General features: G+C 63.7%; 14 protein-coding genes (1 of these 14 cut by a window edge). 10 read left to right on the forward strand and 4 right to left on the reverse strand.

Annotation, left to right across the window (positions count from 1 at the left end; genetic code table 11):
* From AACH40_RS15615 to AACH40_RS15630, 4 genes are all read left to right on the forward strand, one after another.
* Nucleotides 1–51: the final stretch of a glycosyltransferase family 2 protein gene (locus AACH40_RS15615; RefSeq protein ID WP_338643193.1), read on the forward strand. The gene continues 948 nt to the left of window position 1, outside the view; the window shows 51 of its 999 coding nt (coding positions 949–999); its start codon lies off the left edge, out of view; its stop codon occupies nucleotides 49–51.
* Nucleotides 44–1561, forward strand: a complete 1518-nt coding sequence (locus AACH40_RS15620; RefSeq protein WP_338643194.1) for an oligosaccharide flippase family protein — start codon at nucleotides 44–46, stop codon at nucleotides 1559–1561. The genes AACH40_RS15615 and AACH40_RS15620 overlap by 8 nt, the downstream gene beginning before the upstream one ends.
* A 70-nt stretch (nucleotides 1562–1631) precedes the next feature.
* Entirely contained in the window at nucleotides 1632–2579 is a 948-nt protein-coding gene (locus AACH40_RS15625; RefSeq protein WP_338643195.1) for a retroviral-like aspartic protease family protein, read from the forward strand.
* Between the two features lie 52 nt (nucleotides 2580–2631).
* Entirely contained in the window at nucleotides 2632–4449 is a 1818-nt protein-coding gene (locus tag AACH40_RS15630) for an ABC transporter ATP-binding protein/permease (protein ID WP_338643196.1), read from the forward strand.
* A 7-nt stretch (nucleotides 4450–4456) separates the two neighbouring features.
* Here AACH40_RS15630 and AACH40_RS15635 read toward each other — a convergent pair whose 3' ends face one another.
* Nucleotides 4457–4660, reverse strand: a complete 204-nt coding sequence (locus AACH40_RS15635; protein ID WP_169491427.1) for a DUF1737 domain-containing protein — start codon at nucleotides 4658–4660, stop codon at nucleotides 4457–4459.
* A 71-nt stretch (nucleotides 4661–4731) separates the two neighbouring features.
* Here AACH40_RS15635 and AACH40_RS15640 point away from each other — a divergent pair, with 71 nt between their 5' ends.
* The 3 genes from AACH40_RS15640 (at nucleotide 4732) to AACH40_RS15650 (ending at nucleotide 7186) form a co-directional block, all read left to right on the forward strand.
* On the forward strand, nucleotides 4732–5742 hold the full coding sequence (locus AACH40_RS15640; RefSeq protein ID WP_338643197.1) for a serine hydrolase domain-containing protein: 1011 nt from the start codon (nucleotides 4732–4734) through the stop codon (nucleotides 5740–5742).
* Between the two features lie 190 nt (nucleotides 5743–5932).
* Nucleotides 5933–6409, forward strand: coding sequence for a hypothetical protein (locus AACH40_RS15645; RefSeq protein ID WP_338643199.1), 477 nt, complete (start codon nucleotides 5933–5935; stop codon nucleotides 6407–6409).
* Nucleotides 6410–6439: 30 nt separating this feature from the next.
* Nucleotides 6440–7186, forward strand: coding sequence for a hypothetical protein (locus tag AACH40_RS15650; RefSeq protein ID WP_338643200.1), 747 nt, complete (start codon nucleotides 6440–6442; stop codon nucleotides 7184–7186).
* Here AACH40_RS15650 and hslU read toward each other — a convergent pair.
* Genes hslU through AACH40_RS15665 form a run of 3 tightly spaced genes read right to left on the reverse strand, consistent with a single transcriptional unit; the run spans nucleotide 7183 to nucleotide 9589 of the window.
* Entirely contained in the window at nucleotides 7183–8484 is a 1302-nt protein-coding gene (gene hslU, locus AACH40_RS15655) for an ATP-dependent protease ATPase subunit HslU (protein ID WP_338643201.1), read from the reverse strand. The genes AACH40_RS15650 and hslU overlap by 4 nt on opposite strands.
* 4 nt (nucleotides 8485–8488) lie before the next feature.
* Nucleotides 8489–9046: an ATP-dependent protease subunit HslV gene (hslV, locus tag AACH40_RS15660; RefSeq protein ID WP_338643202.1), complete on the reverse strand. Its 558-nt coding sequence runs from the start codon at nucleotides 9044–9046 to the stop codon at nucleotides 8489–8491.
* 42 nt (nucleotides 9047–9088) lie between these two features.
* Nucleotides 9089–9589 (reverse strand): outer membrane protein assembly factor BamE, encoded by a 501-nt coding sequence (locus AACH40_RS15665; protein ID WP_169491423.1) that lies wholly within the window; start codon nucleotides 9587–9589, stop codon nucleotides 9089–9091.
* Nucleotides 9590–9789: 200 nt separating this feature from the next.
* Between AACH40_RS15665 and AACH40_RS15670 the strand changes: the two genes are divergently transcribed.
* From AACH40_RS15670 to AACH40_RS15680, 3 genes are read left to right on the forward strand one after another with little or no spacing between them, the layout of a single operon-like run.
* The gene (locus AACH40_RS15670) at nucleotides 9790–10305 is read left to right on the forward strand and encodes a ubiquinol-cytochrome C chaperone family protein (protein WP_338643203.1); all 516 of its coding nucleotides are present in this window, start codon (nucleotides 9790–9792) and stop codon (nucleotides 10303–10305) included.
* Nucleotides 10302–10820: a DUF177 domain-containing protein gene (locus tag AACH40_RS15675; RefSeq protein ID WP_338643205.1), complete on the forward strand. Its 519-nt coding sequence runs from the start codon at nucleotides 10302–10304 to the stop codon at nucleotides 10818–10820. Before AACH40_RS15670 ends, AACH40_RS15675 begins: the two co-directional genes overlap by 4 nt.
* A 4-nt stretch (nucleotides 10821–10824) precedes the next feature.
* Nucleotides 10825–12285 (forward strand): MATE family efflux transporter, encoded by a 1461-nt coding sequence (locus AACH40_RS15680; RefSeq protein WP_338643206.1) that lies wholly within the window; start codon nucleotides 10825–10827, stop codon nucleotides 12283–12285.
* Nucleotides 12286–12289: the final 4 nt, after the last annotated feature.

The following is a 12289-nucleotide window of genomic DNA, read 5'->3' on the forward strand; positions in this document are numbered from 1 at the left end:
GGCGAACCTGCAAGAGCTGCCTCGCTAGCTGTGACCCTGCTCCTTGACTGACAAGCTGCAAGACAAGGACCAAGAGTTCGGGCGCGAGCCTGCTGCGATGAGCGTCCGCGGCGCCGCAGTCTGGGCGATGGCCGCACAATACCTGTCGTTCGCAGTCCAGTTCGGGACGTCAGTCATCATTTCCCGCTTTTTCCTGACCCCGGCGGAAGTCGGCCTGTTCTCGATTGCCATGGCCGCTGCACTGGTGGTTTCCGTGCTGCAGGACTTCGGCCTGGCTCGCTACATTTCCGGCCTGCCCGTCATCGATAGCCACGAAGTGGAGCGTTGTGGATCGGTTGCGATCTTGTTCGCCTTGGCCATCGCCGGAACATTGGCGTCGGCCAGCATCCCCCTCGGCCACTTTTACAAGATGGCCGCGCTGGCCCCGGTGCTTCAGGTCATAGCCGTCAGCTATCTATTCGCTCCGCTTTCGATCGTGCCGTTGGCGCTGATGGCCCGCGCGATGCAATTCCGCGGACATTTTGTCGTCAACTTGTCAGGAGCCATCGCACAAGGAGCCGTTGCGCTCGGTCTCGCCGCGTCAGGATCGTCCTCCTTTGCGCTCGCCTGGGCGACCGTCGCTTCGACCCTCGCCCGCGGTATCACCGCACAGATCCTCCGCCCCACCTTGCCCCGCAGACTCCGTCTCGACGGCGTCAGCGGCGTTCTCGGCTTTGGCGCACGATCCACGCTCCTCTACCTATCGGGTGCTTTGGGGACGAGGACGCCCGATCTTATCGTCGGCAAGGCTCTCGGAGCTTTCGCGGTAGGCCTGTTCAGTCGCGCGGCAAGTCTATCCGATCAGTTCCGCATGCTGATCTCTGGTGCGATCGGCAGCGTCTTCTACCCTGCCTTCGCACGCATTCGTGACCGCGGGGATTCGCTCGGGCCTGCCTATCTTCGCGTATGCGCCGGGTATTCCGGCGTGGTCTGGCCGGGAATGGCCGGCCTTGCGCTCGGTTCCGAACCTTTAATTCGTGCTCTTTACGGTCCAGCCTGGGCTGCCACGGCGATGCCTTTGACCATGATCGCCTTGACCGAGATCCTGCTCGTGGCCCTGCCACTGCACATCGATCTTCCGATCCTCGCCGGGAAGCTCAACCCGCTTCTGGCTCGAAACCTCGTCGATACGGCGATGTCGATCGGGTTGCTGGCGATCGGCTGCCATTGGGGCATCGCTGGCGCTGCCGCTTCTCGCCTGGTTTACGGGCTGGCGTGGCTGCTGCTCTACTTCGGCTTCATGCGCAGGATTATCGGCTTCGACGTCAATGCACTTTTCGTGATCTATCTGCGAAGCGCAGCAACGACCGTCGCAGCCTTGGCACCACTTGCGCTTGGCTATGTGCTGTGGCTGCCCCCTTCGCAGATGACATTCTTTGGTCTCGCCCTGTGCTCAGTGGCAGGTGCCTTTACGTGGCTCGGCGCTCTTGCGTTAGTCCGACATCCCGCGCTGCAGGAGATCATCGCGATCGCATCGCATGTACCCCTGCTGGCGCGCCTCACCGCTCGGATCCGATCGTAGACCAAGCACACACAAACCGCATGGCCTTGCGGTGTCCCGAGGCGTATGCTCCCAAGCGGAGAAGGATGCCATGAGCCCACGACCGCACATTGCGGCGGGGTTGTACCTGGTGCTGGTGGCTATTGCCTCAGCCAGCGCACTGGCGCAGCCATTGCCGCCTGCAGATGCCGCGCGAACCGAGACGATCGAACTCGGACGAGACGCAAACCATCGCATGACAATTCCTGTGCGGATCGGAGCAGCGGGTCCTTATGACTTTCTCGTCGACACAGGTGCCGAAAGGACAGTCCTCGCCCGGGACATAGCCACGCGGCTCGGACTCGGGCCTGCGGGAACCGCGCGGATGGTCGGGGTGGCTGGCGTGCAGGATGTCGACCTGGTCGAGGTCGAGGAAATCGGCCTCGGCTCGCGCAGTTTCTATGGGTTGTCCGCGCCGTTGCTGGATGGCGGAAACATTGGTGCTGACGGAATCGTCGGGCTCGACAGCCTTCAAGGCCAGCGCGTCCTGCTGGATTTCGACCGCAACCGCATGGCGGTCGGCGAGGCAGAGGATCTCGGCGGAAACAAGGGGTTCGAGATCACCGTCACTGCAAGGCGAAAATCCGGACAGTTGATCATGACAGACGCCGTACTGGATGGCGTGCGCACGGCCGTTGTGATCGACACCGGCTCGGACGCTTCGATTGGCAATCGCGCCTTGCAAAAGGCGTTGGCGAAGAGACGCCAAGCAGAGCAAACGCGCCTGTTTTCGGTCACCGGGCAAACGATCTTCGCCGACGTGGGCTTTGCCCGCAGGCTCGAGCTCGGACGGTTGGTGCTGGGTAACACCGCGCTCGTATTCGCCGACGCGCCGCCGTTCGATCATCTCGGCTTGGGCCGCAAGCCCGCATTGCTGCTCGGCATGAACCAGTTGCGGCTCTTTCATCGCGTTGCGATAGATTTTGCAGCGCGCCGGATCCTGTTCGACATGCCCGATGGCCTTCGGCCGCTGGACCCGTTGTTCATGCCGCCAGCCTAGCTTGGCTGCATCGGGACTGGCACCGGCGCAGAAACCGCCTATTTGAAGGGCGATGCCACCCGAAACAACCACCGACAGCAACGCCCGCCACGATGGCTGGCGCACGCTGCAGCGCTTTCTCCCGTATCTATGGCCGAGAGACAATCCGGCTCTGCGCTGGCGCATCCTGGTGGCGTGCGGGCTGATCCTCGTTTCAACCGGCGTCCAGCTTGCCTTGCCCTATGCGCTCAAGTGGGCGGTTGACGCCATGAACACCACGGGGCCGCGGGCAATCCAGTTCGTGATGCTGACGGTGCTGGCTTATGGCGCTGGCCGATTTGCCGGCGTCGCGTTCGATAACTTGCGCAACATCGTGTTCGAACGCGTGGGCCAGGATGCGACCAGGCATCTGGCCGAGAACGTATTTGCACGCCTGCACCGGCTTTCGATGCGCTTTCACCTTGCCCGGCGCACCGGCGAGGTGACCAAGGTGATCGAGCGCGGAACCAAGAGCATCGACACGATGCTCTATTTCATGCTGTTCAATATAGCGCCGACCGTACTTCAACTGGTGGTCGTCGCGGTGATCTTCCAGCTGAACTTCGGCTGGGGCCTCGTCGCAGCTACCGGGCTCGCGGTTGTCGCCTATATCTGGGTGACCCGCACGATCACCGAATGGCGCACGCACCTTCGCGAACGCATGAACAAGCTCGACGGGCAGGCGCTTTCGCGCGCAGTCGATTCGCTGTTGAACTACGAAACGGTGAAGTACTTCGGCGCCGAAGCGCGCGAGGAAGCGCGCTATGCCGCCGCCACCCGCGCCTATGCCGACGCGGCGGTGAAGAGCGAGAACAGCCTCGGCCTGCTCAACATCGCGCAGGCGCTGGTGGTGAACCTGTTGATGGCCGGAGCGTTGGCCTATACCGTTTGGGGCTGGGCCAAGGGTCAGTACACGGCCGGCCAACTGGTGTTCGTCCAGACATACCTTACCCAGCTGTTTCGCCCGCTCGACATGCTTGGCATGGTCTACCGCACCATCCGCCAAGGTCTGATCGACATGGCCGAGATGTTCCGCTTGATCGACACCGAAGTCGAGGTTGCCGACGCGCCGGGTGCACCGGCGTTGATCGTGCGCCGTCCTTCCGTGACCTTCGACAACGTCGTGTTCGGCTATGAGCCCGACCGGACGATCCTTCACGGCCTGTCGTTCGAAGTGCCCGCGGGCAGCCGCGTTGCCATCGTCGGCCCCTCGGGCGCGGGCAAGAGCACGATCGCACGGCTGCTGTTCCGCTTCTACGATCCGCAGAGCGGCCGAATCCTCATCGACGGGCAGGATATCCGCCAGGCGACGCAGGCGAGTGTGCGTGCTGCCATCGGCATCGTTCCACAGGATTCGGTGCTGTTCAACGACACGATCGGCTACAACATCGGCTATGGCCGTGAAGGCTCGAGCCAGGGCGAGATCGAGACGGCGGCGCGGAGCGCTGCGATCAGCGACCTGATCGACCGCCTGCCACAAGGCTTCGACACCGAGGTCGGCGAGCGCGGGCTCAAGCTCTCGGGTGGCGAAAAGCAGCGCGTGGCGATTGCGCGCACCCTGCTCAAGAACCCTCCGATCCTGCTGTTCGACGAAGCCACCAGTGCGCTTGATACCCGTACCGAGCAGGAAATCCTGGGCACCATGCGTGACGTCGCGCGCGACCGCACTACCATCTCGATCGCGCACCGCCTGTCCACGATCGCGGATTCGGATGTCATCCTCGTGCTCGATCAGGGCCGCCTTGCCGAACAGGGAAGCCATGCCGAACTGCTGCGCCGGGGCGGTCTCTACGCCGAGATGTGGGCGCGCCAGGCCGCCGAGAGCGACGAGATCAGCGAAGCGGCGGAGTAGGCGGAGTTCACTTCACCACGTCGGCCTCGTGCCACACCACCGCTTGTGCCACCTTCACGCAGTCCATTCCGCCGTCGTAGGTAATCGAGGGGGAGCCATAGAGTCGCCAACCCTGCGCCAGCGCCTCGGACACGCGTTCGCAGAAGGCGCGGTCGTCCTTGCCGGTCAGCAAGCGGTAGATCGGCCGGTCCTCGGGAGTTTGGTAGGTCATTGCACTAGTTCCTGTTGGCGATGATCCGCACTTAGGCGATAGTGCCTCCTACCGCCACGGGGGACTCATCGATGCGCGCGCTTGCCGGACTTGTCATTCTCGCGCTGGCTTCGAGCGCGAGCACCGCAGCGCAGGCAGGAGACCGGCTCGATGCAGCGGCGAGCGCACTCGCCGCCCGGGGCTTCACTGGCGAAGTGCTGTCGGGGACGGGCGAGCGCCACGTCATTGGCGTCAAGGTGCCTAAGCGCTGGGTCCTGGGCTCGGTGACCAAACAGATGGTCTCGGTCGCCGCGGCCAAGCTGGTCGAGGAGGGCAAGACCAGCTGGAACGACACGCTCGCCGCGCGTCTGCCCGCCTTTGCGGGCCATCCTTCGGGTTCGGTCACGCTCAAGGAGCTGTTCCGGCACACCTCGGGCCTTGCGTCTCCGCAAGACGGCGTGGCCGACGATGCCATTCCCCCTTATCTTGCGCGCGGGCGCACAAGCAACGTTCTCGCCCCATGCCTCGCCCCCCCGACAGGCGAACGGGGGCGCTTCCGCTACAACAATTGCGACACGATCGTTGCCGGAGCGATGTTAGAGGCTGCGAGCGGTGAGAGCATCTCCGCTCTGTTGAAACGCACCGTCTTTCGACCGGCTGGCATGACGCACACCCGCTTCGCCCGGCCTGGCGAAATCGTCGCCTACTCGGCCTCGAAGGACAAGATCGACGTCGCCGGCTATGGTGCATCGGGCGGACTGCTCGGGACGGCCTACGACATCATCAGCTTCGACAAGGCGCTGATGGGCGGCAAGCTGGTGGACGAAGCGCAGCGCAAGCTGCTCTGGCAGAGCGAACCATCGCTCGGTTATGTCGCACTTGGCGTCTGGAGCTTCCCGGCGACACTGAAGGGCTGCAAGGGCGAAGTCGCGCTGGTCGAACGGCGCGGCGATGTCGACGGCACGCAAGTGCGCAACATCATCGCACCGGCGCTGGGTCGCTCGCTGGTGATGCTGACGCCCAATCCCGACTTCGACTACGGCGAAATCTGGCAGGGTAGCGGCGCAAGCTTCGAAATGGCCTCCGCCGCCTTCTGCGGATAGACGCGACAAAGCGCTTGCCCAACGCGCCCGTCCCGCTGCACGCTTGCTCGCAGATTGGTGACCGGGGGGAAACCGATGACAGACCAGACGGCTGGCGCAGCGCGGCGATTTTCTCGGCCATCCGCCGGGCCTGTGGGTCCTTGCCGGCACCGAATTCTGGGACCGCATCTCGTTCGCCGGGATGCAGACCATGCTGGTCCTCTACATGACCGGCGACCTGCTGCCGGATGCGCAGCGGACGAGCCGTGTGCTAGGCTTCGCTTTTTACCGTTCGGTCCTCGAGACGATGACCGGGCATCTGAGCGATACTGCCATCGCCACCCAGACTTTCGGGCTATACATGGCGATGGCCACCGGCTTGCCGCTGGTCGGGGGCTGGCTCGGCGACCGGCTGATCGGCCGCAAGATCGCGGTCGGCGCGGGCGCCCTGCTGATGACGTCGGGCCACCTCGCTCTCGCGTTTGATCGACTGTTCCTGCTCGCGCTCGTGCTTCTTGTGGCCGGCGCGGGCCTGCTGCGCGGCAATCTCTCGGCGCAGATCAAGGCGCTCTATGCGGCGGGAGATCGGCGGGAGGAGGCTGCGTTTCAGTACTACTACGTTGCTGTGAATACAGGACTTTTCGTCGCTCCGCTCGTCAGCGGCACGGTAGCGGCGATCTGGGGATAGCATGCAGGCTTCGCCGTCGCGGGACTTGGAATGCTGGTCGGCCTTTTGGTCTATCTTGCCGGCGCACGTCTTCTTCCTGACGAAACCCCTCGCACCCCGAACGGAATTAGCAAAAGCCGCCTCGCAGCGCCCGGGGACCGCCGCAAGGTCGTCGGGCTCCTCTGCGTCTGGCCCTTCATCGCATTGTTCTGGGCGACACAGGCGCAGATCTGGAATGTCTACAGCGTTTGGGTCCGCGATCACGTGGATCTTGAAGTCGGCAGGCTCACCGTCCCCATACCGTGGTTTCAATCGCTCGATGGACTGACCGGTGTCGTCTTCGTGCCCCTGGTCCTCGCCATCTGGCGATGGCAGTCAGCGCGCGGCTTCGAACCCGATCCGCTCGGCAAGATCGCTACGGGTTGCCTGATATTCGGCGCCAGCGTGGTGCTCCTTGCCAGCGGGCCACTGTTCGGTCGCCCGCATGGACTTGCGCCGATCCCTCTGCCAGTCGCCTTCCACTTGAGCAGCGCGATCGGCTACCTCTACGCCGCTCCGGTCAGCATGGCGCTTTTCGCGTCGCGTGCGCCGGCAGCATGGCGCGGCACGCTAATCGGAATCAACGCGCTCGCGATCTCGACCGGCAGCCTGATCAGCGGGCGCATGGGCGGCCTCTACGAGACCTTGCCCGCCCCCCGTTTCTGGCTGCTCGTTGCCGGCATCTGCATCGCGGCGGGACTGGCCCTGCTCGCTGTCGCACCGCGCATCCGCCGCCTGCTCGGCCCGGAAACCGACTAAAGAATGTACTTCGACAGATCCGCGTTCGCTGCAAGGCCGTCGAGCCGCGCGGCGACGTAGGCCTCGTCGACGGTCACCGTCTCGCCCTTGCGGTCTTCCGCGTCGAAGCTCACTTCCTCGAGCAGCTTTTCCATGACCGTCTGCAGCCGCCGCGCGCCGATGTTCTCGACGCTTTCGTTGACCTGCGCCGCCGTGCGCGCGACCGCGCGGATCGCTTCGGGGGTAAAGTCGAGCGTGACCTCCTCGGTCGCGATCAGCGCGCGGTACTGTTCGACGAGGTTGGCGCGCGTTTCCGACAGGATTCGCACGAAGTCGTCTTCGGACAGTGCCTGCAGTTCGACCCGGATCGGCAGGCGGCCCTGCAGTTCGGGCAGCATGTCGCTGGGCTTGGCGACATGGAACGCGCCACTGGCGATGAACAGCACATGGTCGGTCTTCATCGGGCCGTACTTGGTCGCGACCGTGGTGCCCTCGATCAGCGGCAGCAGGTCGCGCTGCACCCCCTCGCGGCTGACCGAGCCACCACGCACATCCGAAACCGCGATCTTGTCGATCTCGTCGATGAACACGATGCCGTTGGTCTCGGCGTTCTGCAGCGCGACGCGCGCCACATCGTCCTGGTCCATGCGCTTCTCGGCCTCTTCGTCGACCAGCTTGTCCCAGGCATCGGCGACGCGCATCTTGCGGCGCTTCATCGCCTGCCGCCCGAAGGCCTTGCCCATCATGTCGGACAGGTTGATCATGCCGATGTTGCCGCCCATGCCGGGGATCTCCATCGGCATCGACGGCGCGTCCTCGACCTCGATTTCCACTTCGACATCGTTCATCGAACCGTCCGAGAGACGCTGCTTGAAGCTCTCGCGCGTCGCCTCGCTGGCGCCATCGCCGACCAGCGCCTTGAGCAGCCGGTCCATCGCCGCCTTGCTGGCCGCCTCGCGCACCGCCTCACGGCGGCGCTCCTTCTCCAGCCGGATCGCCTCCTCGACCAGATCACGTGCGATCTGCTCGACATCGCGGCCGACATAGCCGACCTCGGTGAACTTGGTCGCCTCGACCTTCACGAAGGGCGCGTCGGCGAGCTTTGCCAGACGCCGGCTGATCTCGGTCTTGCCGCAGCCCGTCGGCCCGATCATCAGGATGTTCTTGGGCGAAACCTCGTCGCGCAGGTCGGCGGATAGACGCTGACGCCGCCAGCGGTTACGCAAGGCCACGGCCACGGCCTTCTTGGCGTCGGTCTGACCAACGATATGCTCGTCGAGCGCACGCACGATGGCCTTTGGGGTCAGGGTATCGGTCATTTGATCAGACTTCCTCGACCGTCACGCGGTCGTTGGTGAATACGCAGACTTCGGCAGCAACCTGCATGGCGCGGCGCGCGATCTTTTCAGCGTCGTCTTCGTAATCGGTCAGGGCACGCGCCGCAGCGAGGGCGTAGTTTCCACCCGAACCGATTGCAGCAATCCCGCCTTCAGGTTCAAGCACGTCGCCGTTGCCGGTCAGAACCAGCATGGTTTCCGTATCCGCGACGATCATCAGCGCTTCAAGATTGCGAAGATACTTGTCCGTTCGCCAGTCCTTGGCCAGCTCCACAGCAGCGCGCATCAGCTGGCCGCGATGTTGTTCAAGCTTGCGCTCGAGCCTTTCGAACAAGGTGAAAGCATCGGCCGTGGCTCCAGCAAATCCGGCGACGACCTTGCCGTCACCAATGCGGCGCACCTTGCGGGCGTTCGGCTTCATCACCGTGTTGCCCATCGATACCTGGCCATCGCCGGCGATGACCGTGCGACCGTTCTTCTTCACCCCGATGATGGTGGTGCCGTGCCACTGGATCAGGCCGTGGCTCGCCCTGCTGTCGTCCATGCGTCGCGATATGTGACGCATGGACACGAATTCAAGCGCGCGTCAGCTTCCGTTGGGACCAGACCCGTTCGGGCCGCTGGTGCTGCCAGCCGTGCCGCCCGGAAGAGCGCCAACGGCACCGATGTTGCCGAAAAGGTCCTCGAAGAAGCTGCGATCGCGGCCGAGCGTGGGCGTCTTGTCGCCGTTCGGCTCGATCCGGACGACCTTTTCCATCCCGCCGCGCTGGACACTGGCGACGTTGCCGGCCGGATCGAAATCGATCTTGATGATCTTCTCGTCCCGGGTCCTCGGCCGCATGAACGGAGCCTGCCTCGTATCGATCGACACGTAGTACCAGCTTTGCTTGCCGAACTGGCTTTTGAAGGTCGGCTGGCCAAGCGCGCGTTCGACCGAAAGGCGATTGTCGATGCCCGGCTGGACGGATTCGGTCAGCGCGGGGTCGACCAGGTAGCCGCGATGATCTTTGATGCTCGCACAACCCGAGGCAAGCGCCGCAAGGCCGATAACTGCCACGGCGCGCAAACTGACCTCGGTATTCCGCATTCGTTGCTCCGATCCACTGATCCGGGTGTACACCCGGACAATTGCCATGCGCCCCCGGGTCCCTATATCGCGGCAAGCCTTAGGGCCCAAACGGCATTACCGCAATGGCAGGCTTTCCTGCCAAATGTGGTCTTCGCCCGTTAGACTGCCAGCTTGAATTGGCCCTGAACGGCCGCCTGCCATTGGAAAGGTTTTAGTCCATGTCGCTGCTCGCCCGCCTGTTCGGCCAGACGCAGGACGACCGCGCCGTTGCCCGCCCGCTGTGGCACAAGGTTGTCGAGATCGCCCGCGAGAAGGAGTGGTATCGCGATTGCGGGATTGCCGACAACGTAGCCGGGCGCTTCGACGCGATCACGTTGGTTCTGAGCGTCGTGCTGCTGCGCATGGAAAGGGACAAGGAGCTTATCGAGCCGTCCGTTCGCCTCACCGAGCTGTTCGTCGAGGACATGGATGGGCAACTTCGTGAAAGCGGCGTGGGGGATCTCATGGTTGGCAAGCATGTCGGCAAGCTGATGAGCACGCTGGGCGGTCGCCTCGGCGCCTACAGGGAAGCACTGGCGGCGGGCGAGCAGCCGCTCGCCCAAGCGGTGTCGCGCAATGTCACCTTAGTAGAAGGCGCGGATCCGCTGTTGGTTGCCCAGCGCATCCGTGCCTTCGCAGCAGGTCTGGCGCTTGTCCCGGCGCACCGGGTTCTTTCCGCGGAGATCGGGAAGTGAGCGCGCCTGCCACAGAGTTCAGCCGGGTAATCGATCTGCGCCAGGTTACCGACGCGCCGATCGTGCTGGAGCCTGACGCAGACGAGCGGCGCCGTCTTGCCGCACGCTTCACTATCAGCGCCGTTGATTCGCTGCACGCTGAACTCGTGCTGGTCCGGGAAGGCGAAAACGTTCTCGCTTCCGGCCTTCTTGTGGCCGACATCGTTCAGGCTTGCGCGATTTCCGGTGAGGATTTCAACGTCCACGTCGAAGAGCCGGTGAATCTTCGCTTCGTGCCCCCCGGCCACCATGCGCCCGACGAAGAGCTCGAGATAACTGCGAACGAATGCGATGAGATCGAGTTCGAGGGCCTGACGATTGATCTTGGCGAAGCGATCGCCCAGAGCCTTGCGCTGGCGATCGATCCTTTCGCCGAAGGGCCCGAAGCGGACCGCGCGCGGATCCAGCATAATCTGGCCGGCGATCCATCCAGCGGCCCCTTTGCGGCGCTGGCTGCACTGACCAGAAAGGGCTGACCCTATGGACGCCCCGGCAGCCACTCCCGTTCGCGCCGGGCATCGAGACCTGACGCGCGGCCCCATTCTGCGCACCCTCATCGCATTTTCGGCTCCCACGCTGCTTTCGAACGTGCTGCAGTCGCTCAATGGCTCGGTCAACGCGATCTGGGTGGGCAGGTTGCTGGGTGAAAATGCCCTTGCCGCCACGGCCAACGCCAATGTGATCATGTTCCTGGTGTTTGCCGGCGTGTTCGGCTTCGGGATGGCCGCCACGATCAAGGTCGGTCAGGCCTTTGGTGCCGGGAACATCGATGCGGCGCGCCGCACTTTCGGCAGTGCGTTGGGACTATGCGTCGGCTTGGCGATCATCGTGGCATCGGCGGGCTGGATGCTGGCACCTTCACTTTTGCGCGCGATGGCTACACCGCCGGAGGTCTTTCACTACGCGCTTGATTACCTGCGCGTGATCTTCATCTCGATGCCGGCATCGATGATCACGCTGATGATCGGAATGGGCCTGCGCGGTGCAGGAGACGCCCAAACGTCGCTGCGCTTCATGATACTTTCGGTCGCGCTGGACGTGGGGCTCAATCCCCTTCTGATAGGCGGAATCGGGCCATTTCCAAAGCTTGGAATCGCGGGATCAGCGGTCGCAACGACGATTGCGTCGATCGTGTCGATGGTGTCGCTCCTTGTCTATGTCTACGCGCGCAACCTGCCGTTGCGGTTGCGACAAGCCGAGATCGGCTATCTGATCCCTCAGCCGAGCGAGTTACGCTACATCATCGGGAAAGGCCTGCCGATGGGCGCCCAGATGCTGATCATTTCGGTGGCGGGGATCGTCATGGTCGGCCTGGTGAATCGCGAGGGAGCCACTTTCAGCGCGGCGTATGGAGCGTCGCTGCAATTGTGGAATTACGTGCAGATGCCAGCCATGGCGATTTCGGCCGCCGTATCGGCCATGGCAGCGCAGACCATCGGTGCGGGGCTTACCCAGCGGCTCGGGAAAATCACCAGGGCAGGAATCGTCCTCAACCTTGCAATGACCGGCACGCTGACGGCCCTTATCCTGCTCTTCGATCGCCCCGTTCTGGGCCTGTTTCTCGGCGCGAGCAGCCCGGCTGTGGAACTGGCACGGCACATCCAGTACCTGGCGATCTGGACCTACATCCTGTTCGGCGTCACGATCGTGCTTTTCGGAACCATGCGAGCAGGCGGGGTGGTTTTCGCACCGCTCATCATTCTGACGATCAGCATGTACCCGGTACGGCTCGGTTTCTATGCACTGGCCCGCGGTGCGTTGGGATCGGATGCCTTGTGGCTGTCCTTCACGGTGGGATCCACAATATCGATGATCCTTGCCTTCATCGCTTATCGGCGATCTGGCTGGCGAGCGCAGGCAAGAGCGGTTGCCCCGGAAAAATGCGCCGAGGAAACCCACGTCGATGGCGACAGCGCCGGGCGGATGGCTCCAGCGGTCTAGGTCT

Source organism: Novosphingobium olei, assembly GCF_037076535.1.
In the GTDB taxonomy this organism is placed as follows: domain Bacteria; phylum Pseudomonadota; class Alphaproteobacteria; order Sphingomonadales; family Sphingomonadaceae; genus Novosphingobium; species Novosphingobium olei.

What these genes read in the sequence shown, in the direction of transcription:
- AACH40_RS15625 (WP_338643195.1), top strand. Translation starts at nt 1,632, where the DNA reads ATGAGCCCACGACCGCACATTGCGGCGGGGTTGTACCTGGTGCTGGTG.
- AACH40_RS15630 (WP_338643196.1), top strand. Translation starts at nt 2,632, where the DNA reads ATGCCACCCGAAACAACCACCGACAGCAACGCCCGCCACGATGGCTGG.
- AACH40_RS15635 (WP_169491427.1), bottom strand. Translation starts at nt 4,660, where the DNA reads ATGACCTACCAAACTCCCGAGGACCGGCCGATCTACCGCTTGCTGACC.
- AACH40_RS15640 (WP_338643197.1), top strand. Translation starts at nt 4,732, where the DNA reads ATGCGCGCGCTTGCCGGACTTGTCATTCTCGCGCTGGCTTCGAGCGCG.
- AACH40_RS15645 (WP_338643199.1), top strand. Translation starts at nt 5,933, where the DNA reads ATGCTGGTCCTCTACATGACCGGCGACCTGCTGCCGGATGCGCAGCGG.
- AACH40_RS15650 (WP_338643200.1), top strand. Translation starts at nt 6,440, where the DNA reads ATGCTGGTCGGCCTTTTGGTCTATCTTGCCGGCGCACGTCTTCTTCCT.
- hslU (WP_338643201.1), bottom strand. Translation starts at nt 8,484, where the DNA reads ATGACCGATACCCTGACCCCAAAGGCCATCGTGCGTGCGCTCGACGAG.
- hslV (WP_338643202.1), bottom strand. Translation starts at nt 9,046, where the DNA reads ATGGACGACAGCAGGGCGAGCCACGGCCTGATCCAGTGGCACGGCACC.
- AACH40_RS15665 (WP_169491423.1), bottom strand. Translation starts at nt 9,589, where the DNA reads ATGCGGAATACCGAGGTCAGTTTGCGCGCCGTGGCAGTTATCGGCCTT.
- AACH40_RS15670 (WP_338643203.1), top strand. Translation starts at nt 9,790, where the DNA reads ATGTCGCTGCTCGCCCGCCTGTTCGGCCAGACGCAGGACGACCGCGCC.
- AACH40_RS15680 (WP_338643206.1), top strand. Translation starts at nt 10,825, where the DNA reads ATGGACGCCCCGGCAGCCACTCCCGTTCGCGCCGGGCATCGAGACCTG.